The sequence below is a fragment of the Pseudomonas sp. GW821-FHT10C09 genome (genome assembly GCF_059415465.1).
In genome coordinates this window covers 151,157-167,081 of record NZ_JBWKNG010000007.1, presented here as the reverse complement: position 1 = coordinate 167,081, position 15,925 = coordinate 151,157, and the positions used below count along the sequence as shown (strand labels likewise).

General features: G+C 61.3%; 13 protein-coding genes. All 13 read left to right on the top strand.

Translation table 11 applies throughout. The features are described from left to right. Window positions 1–1,007 precede the first annotated feature (1,007 nt). From rfbF to pseI, 13 genes are read left to right on the top strand one after another with little or no spacing between them, the layout of a single operon-like run. On the top strand, window positions 1,008–1,781 hold the full coding sequence (gene rfbF / locus AC07N8_RS09240; protein WP_123434018.1) for a glucose-1-phosphate cytidylyltransferase: 774 nt from the start codon (window positions 1,008–1,010) through the stop codon (window positions 1,779–1,781). Next, entirely contained in the window at window positions 1,763–2,845 is a 1,083-nt protein-coding gene (gene rfbG / locus AC07N8_RS09235) for a CDP-glucose 4,6-dehydratase (protein WP_493143179.1), read from the top strand. Before rfbF ends, rfbG begins: the two co-directional genes overlap by 19 nt. After that, window positions 2,842–3,402, top strand: a complete 561-nt coding sequence (locus AC07N8_RS09230; protein WP_483840739.1) for a dTDP-4-dehydrorhamnose 3,5-epimerase family protein — start codon at window positions 2,842–2,844, stop codon at window positions 3,400–3,402. The genes rfbG and AC07N8_RS09230 overlap by 4 nt, the downstream gene beginning before the upstream one ends. Further along, the gene (locus tag AC07N8_RS09225) at window positions 3,399–4,625 is read left to right on the top strand and encodes a methyltransferase domain-containing protein (protein WP_493143177.1); all 1,227 of its coding nucleotides are present in this window, start codon (window positions 3,399–3,401) and stop codon (window positions 4,623–4,625) included. Before AC07N8_RS09230 ends, AC07N8_RS09225 begins: the two co-directional genes overlap by 4 nt. Continuing rightward, window positions 4,622–5,479: an NAD-dependent epimerase/dehydratase family protein gene (locus AC07N8_RS09220; protein WP_493143175.1), complete on the top strand. Its 858-nt coding sequence runs from the start codon at window positions 4,622–4,624 to the stop codon at window positions 5,477–5,479. Before AC07N8_RS09225 ends, AC07N8_RS09220 begins: the two co-directional genes overlap by 4 nt. Further along, entirely contained in the window at window positions 5,469–6,539 is a 1,071-nt protein-coding gene (locus AC07N8_RS09215; RefSeq protein WP_493143173.1) for a class I SAM-dependent methyltransferase, read from the top strand. The genes AC07N8_RS09220 and AC07N8_RS09215 overlap by 11 nt, the downstream gene beginning before the upstream one ends. 17 nt (window positions 6,540–6,556) lie before the next feature. Continuing rightward, window positions 6,557–7,294 (top strand): cephalosporin hydroxylase family protein, encoded by a 738-nt coding sequence (locus AC07N8_RS09210; RefSeq protein WP_027922337.1) that lies wholly within the window; start codon window positions 6,557–6,559, stop codon window positions 7,292–7,294. Window positions 7,295–7,350: 56 nt separating this feature from the next. Beyond that, complete coding sequence (locus AC07N8_RS09205; RefSeq protein WP_493143171.1) at window positions 7,351–10,284, top strand: TIGR00180 family glycosyltransferase; 2,934 nt, start codon at window positions 7,351–7,353, stop codon at window positions 10,282–10,284. Between the two features lie 30 nt (window positions 10,285–10,314). Next, on the top strand, window positions 10,315–11,316 hold the full coding sequence (gene pseB / locus AC07N8_RS09200) for a UDP-N-acetylglucosamine 4,6-dehydratase (inverting) (RefSeq protein ID WP_483840745.1): 1,002 nt from the start codon (window positions 10,315–10,317) through the stop codon (window positions 11,314–11,316). Beyond that, on the top strand, window positions 11,313–12,476 hold the full coding sequence (gene pseC / locus AC07N8_RS09195; RefSeq protein ID WP_493143169.1) for a UDP-4-amino-4,6-dideoxy-N-acetyl-beta-L-altrosamine transaminase: 1,164 nt from the start codon (window positions 11,313–11,315) through the stop codon (window positions 12,474–12,476). The genes pseB and pseC overlap by 4 nt, the downstream gene beginning before the upstream one ends. A gap of 4 nt (window positions 12,477–12,480) precedes the next feature. Then, window positions 12,481–13,176: a pseudaminic acid cytidylyltransferase gene (gene pseF / locus AC07N8_RS09190; protein WP_493143167.1), complete on the top strand. Its 696-nt coding sequence runs from the start codon at window positions 12,481–12,483 to the stop codon at window positions 13,174–13,176. Beyond that, window positions 13,173–14,678, top strand: a complete 1,506-nt coding sequence (gene pseG / locus AC07N8_RS09185; RefSeq protein ID WP_493143165.1) for a UDP-2,4-diacetamido-2,4,6-trideoxy-beta-L-altropyranose hydrolase — start codon at window positions 13,173–13,175, stop codon at window positions 14,676–14,678. Before pseF ends, pseG begins: the two co-directional genes overlap by 4 nt. Continuing rightward, window positions 14,671–15,723, top strand: a complete 1,053-nt coding sequence (pseI, locus tag AC07N8_RS09180) for a pseudaminic acid synthase (RefSeq protein ID WP_493143163.1) — start codon at window positions 14,671–14,673, stop codon at window positions 15,721–15,723. The genes pseG and pseI overlap by 8 nt, the downstream gene beginning before the upstream one ends. Window positions 15,724–15,925: the final 202 nt, after the last annotated feature.

Below are 15,925 nucleotides of genomic sequence, written 5' to 3'. Positions count from 1 at the left end.
TTTTGTGATGGCTGCTGGCGGTTTCGCTCTTACAGCGAGTCACTTTGGAAAAGCCCCAAAGTAACCAAAGGGCTCTTGCCCCTTTCGTTCGGTGCCTCGCCTAGGCTCGGCATGCCCTCGCTCCGGTCCTGCTCCGTGGGCCCGCCGCCATCGGCCATCCATGGCCGGGGGCGGCTAACCCGGCATCCATGCCGGGTTGCCCACTGCGCAGAACCTCCACTCGGCCTCTCGAGGGGGCGGTGCCTCAACATCAAAAGCTGCAGGCGAGCTAACGCTCGGCCTGTTGAGTGGTGAGAAGCAACGGCTGTACGCCAATCTATTGTAGGAGCCTGGCTTGCCTGCGATGGCGTCCTGACAGCCGACCTATCTCTAGCCGATGTACATCATCCCTGTGGGAGCTGGCTTGCCTGCGCTGGCGGCTTGCCAGTCAACCAATCTCTTATGGATGCACCCAGTCCAACTGTGGGAGCGAGCCTGCTCGCGAAGCTGTTGATCTTGCCGTTGCCGTTGCTTCGGCTTTTGACTTTGATCTTGATCTGTTGCCCCTTTCCCAGAGGCCGAACGCAGGCGTTGCGTAGGGGGCACCGCGGCAAGGATGCCGCGGTAGCCGCCCCCGGCCATGGATGGCCGATGGCGGCGGGCCCCCGGAGCAATGCCGGAGTGAGGGCATACCGAGCCTAAGCGAGGCACCGAATGGAGGGGCAAAGCCTTTTGCTTACTTTTCGGCGTCTGGAAAAGTGAGTCGCTGTAAGAGCGAAACCGCCAGCAGCCATTACCGCAACAATGGATATGTACCCAAACCCAAACCCAAACCCAACCGCCAAAACCCCATCAGTCGCCCACCCCAAGCAATTGGCTCACTTCCTGCAAGTCCCCCACATATCGCCATAAATCCTTCACCTCAACAGGCGTGAAGGCCCCAGTGGCTGCGGGCTAATGATGTGCATCTGACGGTTCGCCAACCCTGACGGGGCTGGCCAAACCGCGCGAAGAGCAAGAGGACAGCGATGAAGGCAGTAATTCTGGCGGGTGGTCTCGGTACGCGGATCAGCGAAGAGTCGCACCTCAAGCCCAAGCCAATGATCGAAATCGGCGGCAAGCCAATTCTTTGGCACATCATGAAACAGTACTCCGCCCACGGCATTCACGACTTCGTGATCTGCCTTGGTTACAAGGGCTACGCGATCAAGGACTTCTTCGCCAACTACTTCCTGCACACCTCCGACGTCACGTTCGACATGTCCAACAACCGCATGGACGTTCACCAGAACTACAGCGAACCGTGGCGCGTGACCCTGATCGACACCGGCGAAGACACCATGACCGGTGGCCGCCTGCGTCGCGCCGCCCGTTACCTGGAAGGCGAACAAGCGTTCTGCTTCACCTACGGCGACGGCGTCTCGGACCTGAACATCGGCGCGTTGGTGGACTTCCACCTGACCCACGGCAAACTCGCGACCGTGACCGCCGTGCAGCCACCGGGACGCTACGGCGCTCTGGAACGCGACGGTGACAGCGTCAAAGGCTTCATCGAAAAACCACGCGGTGACGGCGGCTGGATCAATGGCGGCTTCTTCGTACTGTCGCCCAAAGTCCTGCCCTACATTGCCGACGACCAAACCTCTTGGGAAGCCGAGCCGTTGGCCGCGCTGGCCAATGAGCAGCAGTTGCAAGCGTTCCAGCACGACGGTTTCTGGCACCCGATGGACACCCTGCGTGACAAAAACCACCTTGAGCAGCTGTGGCTGAGCGGGGAGGCCCCATGGAAGCAATGGGACTGAGCCAGGAGTTCTGGCGCGGCAAGCGGGTTCTGCTGACCGGCCATACCGGCTTCAAGGGCAGTTGGCTGACGTTGTGGCTGCAAAGCCTCGGTGCCGAGGTCAGCGGTTTTTCGCTCGACCCGTCCACCGAACCGAGCCTGTTTGAACTGGCGCGCGTGCACGAAGGCATCAACGATCAGCGCGGCGATTTGCGTGACCTCGGGGCATTGCTGGAGCTGATCGCCGAGACCCAACCGGAAATCGTCCTGCACCTGGCGGCCCAGCCGCTGGTGCGCGAAGGCTATCGCGACCCGCTGGGCACTTATTCCAGCAACGTCATGGGCACCCTCAATCTGCTCGAAGCGATCCGCCAGGTCGGCGGTGTGCGCGCCTGTGTGCTGGTGACCACCGACAAGGTCTACGCCAATCAGGAATGGCTGTGGCCATACCGCGAAAACGAAGCCCTCGGTGGCCACGATCCGTACAGCAGCAGCAAAGCCTGCTGCGAGTTGCTGGCGCAGTCTTACGCGGCGTCGTTCTTCCCGGCTGAAAAGTACGCCGAGCACGGTCTGGCCCTGGCCACCGCCCGCGCCGGCAACGTGCTGGGTGGAGGTGATTTTGCACCTGAGCGGTTGATTCCAGATGTGCTCAAGGCCTGGTCCGCCGACGAACCGGTGACCTTGCGCTACCCGCAAGCCGTGCGCCCATGGCAACACGCGCTGGAACCGCTGGCCGGTTACCTGCAACTGGCGGCAGGTCTCTATGAACAAGGCGCCGAGTTTGCCGGTGCGTGGAACTTCGGCCCGAGTGAAGCGGACATGTGCAGCGTCGGCGAAGTCGTCGAATTGCTTGCCAGCCGCTGGCCGCAAGCCCGCGGCTTGCGCATCGAACCGAGTGAGTTGCATGAAGCCGGCCTGTTGCGCCTGGACAGCAGCCGCGCCCGTCAACTGTTGGCCTGGCAGCCGCGCTGGTCGTTGCAGCAGTGCCTGACCCAGACGCTGGACTGGCACCTGGCCTGGCAAAACGGCGACGACATGCGCGCCATCACTTTGGGCCAGTTGAACCTGTACCGAGGCGCGCTGTGAGCGAGTTTTCGTTAATGCCGTTGCCGCTGGCCGGTTTGTTCAGCGTGCAGCACAAACGTTTCGAGGATGAGCGCGGGCACTTCGCGCGCCTGTTCTGTGAAGGCAGCCTGAGCGCCTTCGGCGAACCGTTTCATATCCGTCAGATCAACCATTCCTGCACCCGTGAGCGGGGCAGTGTGCGTGGCCTGCATTATCAAAATGCGAGCGCGCCGGAAGCCAAATTGATCACCTGCCTGCGCGGCGAAGTCTGGGATGTGGCGGTGGATTTGCGCCCCGATTCCGCGACCTTCCTGCACTGGCACGCCGAGCACCTGTGTGCCGGCGATGGACGCAGCCTGCTGATCCCGGCCGGGTTCGCCCATGGCTTCCAGACCCTGACCGACGATGCCGAATTGCTCTACCTGCACAGCGCGGACTACACGCCGGTGCACGAGGGTGGTTTGAGCGTGAACGATCCACGGCTGGCGATTGCCTGGCCGTTGCCTGTCAATAATCTGTCGGCACGGGATTCCAGCCATCCCTTGCTTGATGACCACTTCGCTGGAGTGCGTGTATGAATTGCCGTGGTTGCGGGACTTCCCTGGCCTTGCCGCTGATCGACCTCGGCACCTCGCCGCCGTCCAACGCGTATGTGCGCGCCGATCAACTTGAGCAAGCCGAGCAATGGGTGCCGCTCAAGGTGGCGGTGTGTCAGCAATGCTGGCTGGTGCAGACCGAGGATTACACCAGCGCCGACAGCCTGTTCGACGCTGAGTACGCCTACTTCAGTTCGTTCTCCAGCACCTGGTTGGCACATGCCGAAACGTATGTGGCCCAGATGGCCGAGCGCTTCGCCCTGACGGCAGACAGCCGTGTGGTGGAAATCGCAGCCAACGACGGTTACCTGTTGCAGTACGTCGCCGGGCGCGGCATTCCGTGCCTGGGTGTCGAGCCGACTCGCAGCACCGCACAAGCGGCCCGGGACAAAGGCCTGGAGATTCGTGAGCTGTTCTTTGGTCGCGACACCGCGGCGCAATTGGTCAGCGAAGGCTGGTCCGCCGACCTGATGGCCGCCAATAACGTGTTGGCCCACGTGCCGGACATCAACGATTTCCTTGGTGGTTTTGCGACCTTGCTCAAACCGAGCGGCGTGGCGACGTTCGAGTTCCCGCAATTGCTGACGCTGATGGCCGGCCAGCAGTTCGACACGCTGTATCACGAGCACTATTCCTACCTGTCGCTGACCGCTGTTCAGGCATTGTGCGAGCGCAACGGTTTGCAGGTGTTCGACGTCGCTCAGTTGCCGACCCACGGTGGCTCGCTGCGGGTTTTCGTCCAGCGTGCCGACGGTGTGCGTCGCGATGTGCAAGCTTCGGTAGCTCAGCAACTGCAGGCCGAACTCGCCGCCGGGGTGAAAACTGTCGAGTACTACGCGACCCTCGCACCCGCCGCTGAGCGCATCAAGCACGAACTGCTGCGCTTTCTGTTGCAGGCCAAGGCAGACGGCAAGCGCGTGGTCGGTTACGGCGCCGCGGCCAAGGGCAACACGTTGCTCAATTACGCCGGGGTCAAACCGGACTTGCTGGCGTGGGTGGCCGATGCCAACCCGCACAAGCAGGGCAAATATTTGCCGGGCAGTCGCATTCCGATCGTCTCGCCGGCACAGATCGACATCGAGAAACCCGATTACGTGCTGGTGCTGCCATGGAACCTGCTGACCGAAGTCAGTCAGCAATTGGCTCAGGTGCGTCAGTGGGATGGCCGCTTCGTGATCGCCGTGCCTGAGTTGACCGTACTGTGAAAGTGCTCGTGACCGGCGCCACCGGGTTTGTCGGCCGTCATCTGGTCGCAGCCTTGCTCGCCCGTGGCTGCGAAGTCCGCGCCGTGGCGCGCAATGCCGAGACTGCCGCGACATTGCCGTGGATCAATGCCGTGGAATTCATCGCGGCGGATATTCACGCCGACGATCTGAACATCGCTGCATTGACCGATGGCATCGACGCGTTGGTGCATCTGGCCTGGCCAGGGCTGCCGAACTATCGGGCGCTGTTCCACTTCGAGCATAACTTGATGGCCGATTACCGGTTTATCAAGGGCGCGGTCGAGGCGGGCGTCTCGCACGTGTTGGTCACCGGCACCTGTTTCGAATATGGCATGCAAAGTGGCCCGCTCAGCGAGCACACCGCGCCGCAGCCGAGCAACCCGTACGGGTTGGCGAAAAATACCCTGCGCCTGTTTCTGCAAAACCTGCAGCAGGTTCAACCGTTCACCCTGCAATGGGCGCGGCTGTTTTACCTGCACGGCGAGGGGCAAAACCCGAACAGTTTGCTCGCCGCGCTGGACCGCGCCATCGACGCGGGCGATGACAGTTTCAACATGTCGGCCGGTGAGCAATTGCGTGACTACCTGGCGATTGAAACCGCGGCCGGTTACCTCGCGGCCATCGTGCAACAGCGTGAATTCGATGGCGTGATCAATTGCGCCAGCGGCCAGCCGATTTCGGTGCGGGCGCTGGTCGAGCAACGACTGCGCGCGCGCGGTTCATCGATCCAATTGAACCTCGGTCACTACCCATACCCGACCCACGAACCGATGGCGTTCTGGGGCGTGACGGACCGTTTGCAACAGCTACTGGGAGCATCGCATGAGGCATGAGTTGTATCGGGTCGCCGACCTGCCGGTGTTGCAAAACCGCACCTTTGCCGACCCCGAGTCTGCCAGGGCTTCGGCGTGTGCCGACATGGTCCTGGTGCAGGATGAAAAGAGCGGGTTGATCTTCAACCAGGCCTTCGATGCCGACAAGCTCAGCTACGACGCCGACTACCAGAACGAGCAGGCGCATTCGGGCCAGTTCCAGAAGCACCTGGGTGATGTCGAGCGCATCATTGCTCGCCACTTCAAGGGCCGGGAACTGATCGAAGTCGGCTGCGGCAAAGGCTACTTTCTCGAATTGCTCAAAGGCCTGGGTTACGCCATCACCGGCATCGACCCGGCCTACGAAGGCGACAACGCCGACGTGATCAAGGCACCGTTTACCCGTGGCCTCGGCCTGGCGGCGGACGCCATCGTGCTGCGCCACGTGCTGGAACACATTCAGGACCCGGTGAGTTTTCTCGCCGAGATCGCCGACGCCAATCAGGGCGGGCAGATCTACATCGAAGTGCCGTGCTTCGACTGGATCCTCGAACACAAAGCCTGGTTCGACCTGTTCTACGAGCACGTCAATTATTTCCGCCTCGATGACCTGCGCCGGATGTTCGGCACTGTGCACGAGGCCGGCCACCTGTTCGGCGGCCAATACCTGTACATCGTTGCCGACCTGGCGACCTTGCGCCTGACCCCGGAACAACCGGTGCCACGCCTGGACCTGCCGCAAGGTTTCACCGCGAGTCTTGCGCGCGCGGTGCAGATTATCCAGGACGCGCCCGAGCACGGTTCAGCGATCTGGGGTGCATCGTCCAAAGGCGTGATCTATTCGCTGTTCCTGCAAAGGGCGGGTGTGGCAGTGGATCGCGTGGTGGACATCAACCCGGCGAAGCAGGGGCGTTATCTGCCCCTGAGCGGCGTGCGTGTTTCCTCACCACAAGAGGTCATGGACGCGCTGCCCGAAGGCGCCAACCTGTTTGTAATGAATTCCAACTACCTCGAAGAAATCAAGCGGATGACCGATGGACGCTACGTCTATCACGCCGTCGACAGCGCTTCGTTCCAGTGACTATTGAGATTAGAAAAATGACTGACAACACCATCAATAAAGCCTTCGAAGCCGAGTGCGCAGAACAAATCGCCGCTCAGGGCGATGACCAGAAACTCACCGGCCTGGCCCAGGACTTCTTCAACCAGTCGGCCAAGCACAAGTACAGCTACCACTTCTCGTGGATGGGCCGTCCGATCATCCAGCTGCCACAAGACATGATGGCGATGCAGGAAATCATCTGGCAGGTCAAACCGGACCTGGTGATTGAGTGCGGCATCGCCCACGGCGGTTCGATCATCTACTACGCCTCCTTGCTGGAGCTGCAAGGCCACGGCGAAGTGCTGGGCATCGACCTCGACATTCGCCCGCACAACCGCGAAGCCATCGAAAGCCACCCGATGAGCAAGCGCATCAAGATGATCGAAGGCTCGAGCATCGACGAGGCCATCGCCGCACAAGTACGCGCTGCCGCCGAAGGCAAGAAAGTCATCCTCGTGCTCGACTCCAACCACACCCACGATCACGTACTGGAAGAGCTGCGCCTGTACGCACCACTGGTGTCGGTGGACAGCTACTGCGTGGTCATGGACACCGTGGTTGAAGACATGCCGGCCGATTTTTTCCCGGACCGTCCATGGGGCCCGGGCGACAACCCGAAGACCGCCGTGTGGAAATACCTGGAAGAAAACGCTGACTTCGAAATCGACCGTCAGTTGCAGAACAAGCTGCTGATCACCGTGGCGCCGGATGGCTATCTGCGTCGCGTTCGTTAATCACTCTTGAATTGAATGTAGGTTCTCGGCTTCTGGCCGGTTGTGGGGATAGAAATATGCGCGTTCAAAACACTGCTCGAAACGATGTGGCACCGCTGAATGAACGGTTGACGGTGGTGGTGATTTCCCACAACCGCAACGCCTACCTGCGGCGCACCTTGCAGTATTACAGCAGCTATCCCTGCACGATTCTGGTCCTGGACTCGTCGCTGAAAAGCGACGACGACATCGCCCGTGATTACCCGATGGTCGATTACCGGCACCTGCCGCAATTTACCTACACCGGGTTGCAGGAAAAACTCGCCTATGGCGTGAATCAGGTGACCACGCCGTACATGGTGTTGGCGGCTGACGATGATTTCCTGCTGCACGATGCGATCACCGAGTCGCTGGAATTCCTCGAAGACCATGCCGACTACGGCATGTGCCACGGCTACGGGATCATGTACCTGGCACGCGCCACGGAAGTGAATTACTTCCGCCGCGACCGCAAGGGCCCGGAAGACTATTGCTCGGAGTCGGCCGAAGAACGCCTGACGCAATTCATGGGGCACTTCCTGCCGCCGTTCTACGCGGTCAGCCGTACCGAGTTGCTGCAGGACTGGCACAACGCGCTGCTGCCGGGCACCAGCTTCGAGTGGCAGGAAATCGGCCATGCCTATTACATGCTCGCGCGTGCCAAGGCGCGGATCTTGCCGATCCCGTTCGCCGTGCGGGAAATCCCTTACGGTTCCTCGGAGCACAACACCAACGTGCTGACGGTGTTGACGCTCAAGGACGCGAAAACCGTGGCCGACCGCGAGCGCTTTGCCGAGTTTCTGGCGTCTTTGCCGACCGGCATGGCCCACAAGACGCTGGACGAAGGCAAGCAGGTGGCGCTGGACAGTTTCGCCACCATGGCCGACTGCCTGAATAACATGCGTTCGCTGAAAGGGACGCTGATTTTCACGTCGGCGTGGCTGGAGGCCGGCAAAGAGCCGGTGCGTACGTTTAATACCGAGCAATTTGTCGAGATGCCGTTCTACAACCAACCGATGTTCGATCTGTTGACTCAATTCGAATTCCTGCTGCACACCATGCCGGCCGGCAAGTTGCAGTTGCAGGAACTGGAAGGCATTTTGCTCAAGCAGCATGAGCTGATGCGCGTGCACCCTAACGACAACGAGCGCACCTTGCGCAGCCGTCTGTGGGAAGCCCTGAGCCTGTACGCCTACAACCGCACGGTGGTTTCACGTCTGGTCGAGTCGTTGAAGGATTCCGATGAGGCCGAAGAAGGCCTCAAGCTGCAAGCCTGGGCCGAGCGCCTGGTATCGGTGCCGGCACAGGACGAGCAATCGCTGTTCGAGAACATGCCGTCCGGGCGCTTGCTCAACTGGCTGGAGGCGCGCAACCCCGATGCCAAACAGCTCAAGGTGATTGAGGCGCAGCTGCGTAAACGCAATGGCGGCCCGCAGTTCGGCATCATGCTGTTGGACCTCGACGCCGATATAGTCAAGTTGCAGACCACCTTCGACAGCCTGGTCGCGGGTCACTGCAAGGCGTTCAAAGTGGTGGTGTTTACCACCGGTGATTTGCCGGCGACCACTACACCGCGTGACACCGTGCACTTCGTCAAAGTCACCGCGACCAATTACGTCGATCGCATCAACCAGAGCGTTAACCAATCCACCGCCGACTGGCTGGTGCTGGCCGAGGCCGGTGATCAGTTCAGCGCCAGCGGCCTGCTGCGCGCCAGCCTGGAGCTGATGGGCGCCGAAGGCATTCGTGCCGTGGCAATGGACGAACTCCAGCGCCAGGCAAACGGTTCGCTGGCGGATGTGTTCCGTCCCGGCGTCAACCTGGATCTGCTGCAAACCGTGCCGTCGCTGATGGCCCGGCACTGGCTGATCCAGCGTGACGTGTTGGTGAACGCGGGTGGCTACTCGGCTGAATACCTGTCGGCGCTGGAATTCGACCTGTTGCTGCGTCTGATCGAAGACGGTGGCCTGGGTGGCCTGGCGCATCTGGCCGAGCCGCTGCTGATCTGCGACGCATCGTCCGTCGAGGAAAACGCTCACGAACGTCAAACCCTGACCCGTCACCTGACGGCTCGCGGTTATCGCGGTCAGGTCAGCTCCGAATTGCCTCAAACCTGGCAGATCGATTACCAACACGCCGCGCGGCCAAAGGTCTCGATCATTCTGCACAGTCAGGACAATCTGGAGCACTTGCAACGCGCGGTGGTCAGCGTGCTGCAACGTACCCGTTACCAGCAGCATGAAATCCTGATCGCCGATAACCACAGCCAGTCCGAAGAGCTGGCGACCTGGCTGACCAGCCTGGAAGGCAAGGGCGATCGCCTGCGCGTCTTGCGCACCGGTAAACGCTTGAGCGCCTCGGCGCTGCATAACTTTGCAGTCAGTGAGGCCAAGGGTGCCTACGTGGTGTTGATGTCGGCCGAAGCCGAAGTGGTCAACTCCAACTGGCTCGACAGCCTGCTCAATCAGGCCCAGCGTCCGGAAGTCGGGATTGTCGGCGGCAAGCTGATGGATTTCCGTGGCGTCACTACGCAAGCCGGCCTGGTGCTTGGCTTGAACGGCGTGATCGGTTCGGTATTCATTGATGAGCGCAAAGATGCCAAGGGCTACATGAACGGTCATCAGGTCGAGCAGAACTACTCGGCGGTGTCCGGCGCTTGCATGATGGTGCGCAAAGACCTTTACGAGGTCGTTGGTGGTCTGGACGAAGAGCATTTCGACGAAGCGTTTGCCGACATCGACCTGTGCCTGAAAGCCGCCGATGCCGGTTACCTGATCGTCTGGTGCCCACAAGCACAGATGCTGCACCCGGGCCTGTTGCCGGATGCACCGCAAACGGCCGCGGCGCTGCAAGACAAGTGGGGCGCGCGCTTCACTCAAGACGCGGCGTACAACCAGAACCTGGCCTTGACCGGCAAGGGCTTTACCCTCGGCGCAGCCTCCAGTGTGAACTGGACGCAGTTGCTCGCTTAAGCCTGGCTGACAGGAAAAAGGATTCAAGGCATGTTTAACGGTAAATCGATTTTCATCTCCGGCGGCACCGGCTCGTTCGGGCGCAATTTCATCCGACGTCTGCTGGAGCAATACCAGCCAAAACGCGTCGTCGTGTTCTCGCGCGATGAGCTCAAGCAGTACGAAATGCAGCAGACGTTCAATGCCCCGTGCATGCGTTACTTTTTGGGTGATGTGCGCGACGCCGAGCGTTTGCGCCAGGCCATGCGCGGCATCGATTACGTGGTGCATGCCGCCGCCCTGAAGCAAGTGCCGGCGGCGGAATACAACCCGACCGAATGCATCCGCACCAACGTCAATGGCGCCGAAAACATCATCGCCGCAGCCATCGACAACGGCGTGAAAAAAGTCGTCGCGCTGTCCACCGACAAGGCCGCCAGTCCGATCAACCTGTACGGCGCGACCAAGTTGCTGTCGGACAAATTGTTCGTGGCCGCCAACAACATTGCCGGCGAGCAGCAGACCCGGTTTGCCGTGGTCCGCTACGGCAACGTTGCCGGTTCGCGGGGGTCGGTGGTGCCGTTCTTCAGCAAGCTGATCAGCGAAGGCGCGACTGAATTGCCGATCACCGATGAACGCATGACGCGTTTCTGGATCACCCTCGATCACGGCGTGCAATTCGTGCTCGACAGCTTTGCGCGCATGCACGGCGGTGAAGTGTTTGTGCCGAAGATTCCGTCGATTCGCATCGTTGATCTGGCGCAGGGCATGGCTGAACACCTGCCGCACAAAAACGTGGGGATTCGCCCAGGCGAAAAGCTCCATGAGTTGATGGTGCCGCTGGACGACGCGCGAATGACCCTGGAGTTCGCCGATCACTACACGATTCAGCCGTCGATCCGCTTCACCAGTGTCGACGTGGATTTTGCCGTGGACAACCTGGGCGAGCAGGGGCGCGCCGTGAGCGAGGACTTCGAGTACCGCTCCGACACCAACCCGCACTTCCTGTCGGTGGGCCAGATCGCTGACCTGCACGCCGAGTTGTCGGCATGATTCCTTACGGTCGGCAAAGCCTCGATCAGACAGACATCGACGCGGTGGTTGCCGTGTTGCAGTCTGACTGGCTCACGCAAGGGCCGACCATCGAGCGTTTCGAACAGGCCATGGCCGAACGTTGCCAGGCCGGTTTCGCGGTGGCGGTGTGCAACGCCACGGCGGCGCTGCACATCGCTTGCCTGGCGGCGGGGCTCGGGCCGGGTGATCGTTTGTGGACCACGCCGAACACCTTTTTGGCCTCGGCCAACTGTGGCCGTTATTGCGGCGCCGAGGTTGATTTCGTCGACATCGATCCACTGACCTGGAACCTTGATGCCTATGCCCTGAAGGCGAAGCTGGAGGCGGCTGAAGACAGCGGCACGCTGCCCAAAGTGCTGGTGGCGGTGGCCTTCTCCGGCCAAAGCTGTGATATGCGCATGATCGCCGAACTGGCCGAGCGCTATGGCTTCACGGTCATCGAAGACGCGTCCCATGCGGTGGGCGCGTCCTACGCCGGTCGGCCGGTGGGCTGTGGCGAATTCGCCGCCATGACGGTGTTCAGCTTCCACCCGGTCAAGATCATCACCAGTGCCGAAGGTGGCATGGTGCTGACCAATCGCCCGCATCTGGCTGAACGCTTGCAGCGTCTGCGCAGCCACGGCATGACCCGCGATCCGCAGCACATGACTGAATCCAGTCACGGCCCGTGGTATTACCAGCAAGTGGAGCTGGGCTTCAATTACCGCATCACTGACCTGCAAGCAGCCCTCGGGTTGTCACAGCTGGGTAAACTTGACGGGTTTATCCAACGTCGTCGTGAACTGGTGGCGCGTTATGACCGCTTGCTGGCGTACTTGCCGTTGACCCTGCCGAGCATTCAGCCCGAGGCCGAATCGGCGTGGCACCTGTACGTGGTGCGCCTGCAGACGGAGCGGATCAGCCTCAGTCATCGACAGGTGTTCGAAGGGTTGCGAGCGGCCGGGGTCGGGGTGAACCTGCACTATATTCCGGTGCATTTGCAGCCGTATTATCGTGACCTGGGATTCTCCGAAGGGGACTTCCCGCAAGCGGAGCGTTACTACGCCGAGGCCATCAGCCTGCCGCTGTTTCCTTTACTGAGCGATGAACAACAGGATTATGTGGTCGAGCAGTTGCGACGGCTGGTCCTTGAGGAGTAGTACCTTGAGCAGCGTTGCGATCATTCCGGCCCGAGGCGGCAGCAAGCGCATCCCCCGCAAGAACCTCAAGCCGTTCGACGGCGTGCCGATGATCGTTCGCTCGATTCGTACGGCGCTGGATTCGGCGCTGTTCGACCAGGTGGTTGTCAGCACCGACGATGAAGAAATTGCCGAGGTTGCCCGGGCGCATGGGGCTCACGTGCCGTTCATGCGTCCGGCGTCGTTGGCGGATGATTTCACCGGCACGGCAGCGGTGATGGTTCATGCCTTGAATGAACTGCCCGCCGTCGAATTCGCCTGCTGCATCTACGCGACCGCGCCGCTGTTGCAAGCGCGGTATCTGCGCCAGGGGCTGGACGTGCTGGAACGGCATCCGGACAAGTCGTTTGCGTTCTCCGTCGCCAGTTTCGGCTTCCCGGTGCAGCGTGCCTTGACCCTCGACGAAGAGGGCGCCCTGACCTCGCTTTACCCGGAATTTCGCGCGACTCGCTCCCAGGACTTGCCCGAAGCCTTTCAGGACGCCGGCCAGTTTTATTGGGGGCGTCGCGCAGCCTGGTTGCGCGGCGACGTTCTGTTTTCCCCGGCGAGCCTGCCGGTGATCCTGCCGCGGCATCTGGTGCAGGACATCGACACCCTTGAAGACTGGACGCGCGCCGAATACCTTTACGCCGCATTGAAAGCCGGCGGTGAAGTGCAATGAGAGTATTGATTCGTTCCGACGCCTCACCGACCATTGGCAGCGGCCATATCGCGCGCCTGTTGCCACTGGCCAGAACCTTGCGCAAGCAGGGTTCGCACGTGGCGTTCGCCTGTCGTCTGCTGCCGGTGCATCGGCTGGACGCTTTGGCGGGCGAAGGCTTCGAAACCTTTGCGCTGCCCGATCGTTATCCCGATGAAGACCCGCAACAAGCCATCGAATCGATGCTGCCGTGGCAAGCGGACATCGACGCGTTGGCACAGGCGCTGGAAGACCAGCCGGCGTTCGACTGGATCATCGTCGACCACTATGGCCTCGATCATCGCTGGCAGAGCGCGGCCCGGCGCTGGGCGCCCCGGATCGCCGTGGTGGATGACCTCGCGACGCGCACCTACGACGCTGATCTGCTGCTCAATCAAAACCTCTCCGGAACGCCTGAGGCGTATGCCTCGCTGCTGCCACGGGATTGCCAGACCTTGCTCGGCCCGCGCTTTGCGATGCTGCGCGATGAGTTCAGCTGCGCGGCCATCGGGATCAAACCGCAGGCCAAACGGGTGCTGGTGAACTTTGGTGGCTTCGATGCGGCGATGCAGACGCATCACGCGATGTTGGCGATGGCGGACTTCCATGAGTTGGAAGTCGATTTTGTTGCCGGTGCCGATAATCCGGCCTGGGAACAGATGCAGGCGTTGGTGGCGGATCGTCCAAACTGGCGTTTGCACAGTTTTGTCAGCGACTTCTACCGATTGATGACCGAGGCCGACCTGTTTGTCGGTGCCGGCGGTGGCACCAGTTGGGAGCGGGCGGCGCTGGGGTTGCCGACGATTTGCATTGCCGTGTCGAATAATCAGCAGGCCAATGGCGACGTCATGGCGGCAGCGGGGGCCCATGTCTACCTGGGCCCGCGTGAGCAGGTCAGCGTGGAGCAACTGCGTCAGGCTGTGGGTTTTGTCACGGACAATCAAGGGTTGCGCCAGAGCCTTGCCGAACACTCCCGGCGATTGGTCGATGGCCGCGGTGCGCAGCGCGTGGCGGCTGCATTGGCCGGTGCGATTTTACAGATACGCCCGGCCACCCTGAACGACTCGACGTTGTTGTTCGAGGGGCGCAATGCCGAAGCCGTACGGCGCTGGTCGCTGGAGACCGGCGTCATTGACCGGCAAGCCCACCAGAACTGGCTGACCGCCAGCCTGAGCAATGACCAGCGCTTGTTATTGATCGCCGAGGCGGACGACGGTCCGGTAGGTGTGCTGCGTTATGACCGGCGTGGCGTTGAAGCCGAAGTGTCGATTTATCTGTTCGAAGACCGTTTCGGGCTGGGCTGGGGCAGGGCGCTGCTGGCGCGGGGCGAGGCATTTGTCACCCGACATTGGCCACAACTGACCGCCATCACCGCTCAGGTTTTGCCGTCCAACCAGCCGTCGCTGAAAGTCTTTCGCGAAGCCGGTTTCACCCAGAGTGCCTGCGCGTTCACGCGCGTATTGAAGGATCACCGCAATGACTAGTTTCAAGATCGGCAACCGCTTGATCGGTGCTGACGCGCCGCCCTTCATCATTGCCGAGATGAGTGGCAACCATAACCAGTCGCTGGACATGGCGTTGCGCATCGTCGAAGCGGCGGCCAGGGCCGGCGCCCATGCCTTGAAACTGCAAACCTACACGGCCGAGACCATGACCCTGGACCTGTCCGAAGGCGAGTTCTTCATCAAGGACCCCAACAGTCTGTGGGCGGGCACATCGCTGTATGCCTTGTACGAGAAAGCGCATACCCCATGGGAATGGCATGCGCCGATTTTCGCCCGGGCCAGGGAACTGGGGATGCTGGCATTCTCCACGCCGTTCGATGACAGCGCCGTCGACTTCCTCGAAAGCCTAGACGTGCCGGCCTACAAGATCGCCAGTTTCGAAAACACCGACCTGCCGCTGATTCGCCGGGTTGCCGCCACGGGCAAGCCGTTGATTATCTCCACCGGCATGGCCAGCATCGCCGAACTCGATGAAACCGTGCGCGCGGCCCGAGAGGCCGGTTGCCAGGACCTGGTGTTGCTCAAGTGCACCAGCACCTATCCCGCGACCCCGGCCAACAGCAATGTGCGCACGATTCCCCATCTGCGTGAATTGTTCGGTTGCCAGGTCGGTTTGTCTGATCATTCCATGGGTGTCGGGGTGTCCGTGGCCGCGGTGGCGCTGGGGGCGACAGTGGTGGAGAAGCATTTCACCCTCGACCGTGCGGCCGGTGGTGTAGACGCCAGTTTCTCCCTGGAACCGGCGGAACTGGCCAGCCTGGTCGTCGAGACCGAGCGTGCCTGGCAGGCAATGGGCCAGGTGCATTACGGCGTGACTGAAGCCGAGCGCAAATCCCTGGTGTACCGTCGCTCGCTTTATGTCACCCAGGACATGGCCGCCGGTGAGCCCTTCACCACGGCCAATCTGCGCGCCATCCGTCCGGGCCTGGGGCTGGCCCCCAAGCACGCTGAAACCCTTCTGGGCCGCCGCGCCCGCCACGCCATCACGCGTGGAACCCCGCTGGACTGGTCGCTGGTCGAATAACACCTTATCGGTTTGATTCGGCAAAATAGAGTGACCTGTGAGTCATAACGCGCATCTTCACTGTATTGTATTAATCGGGAAGGTGGCGCCTGGCCTGTTTCTGGCCCAGTGATAGCCTTTTATTCTTCCCGCCGTCGCGGCTACGGGGCGACGTTTTTCTCTGTTTGTCGGCGCCCTCGAATCCTTGCGAGCGGTGGTATTG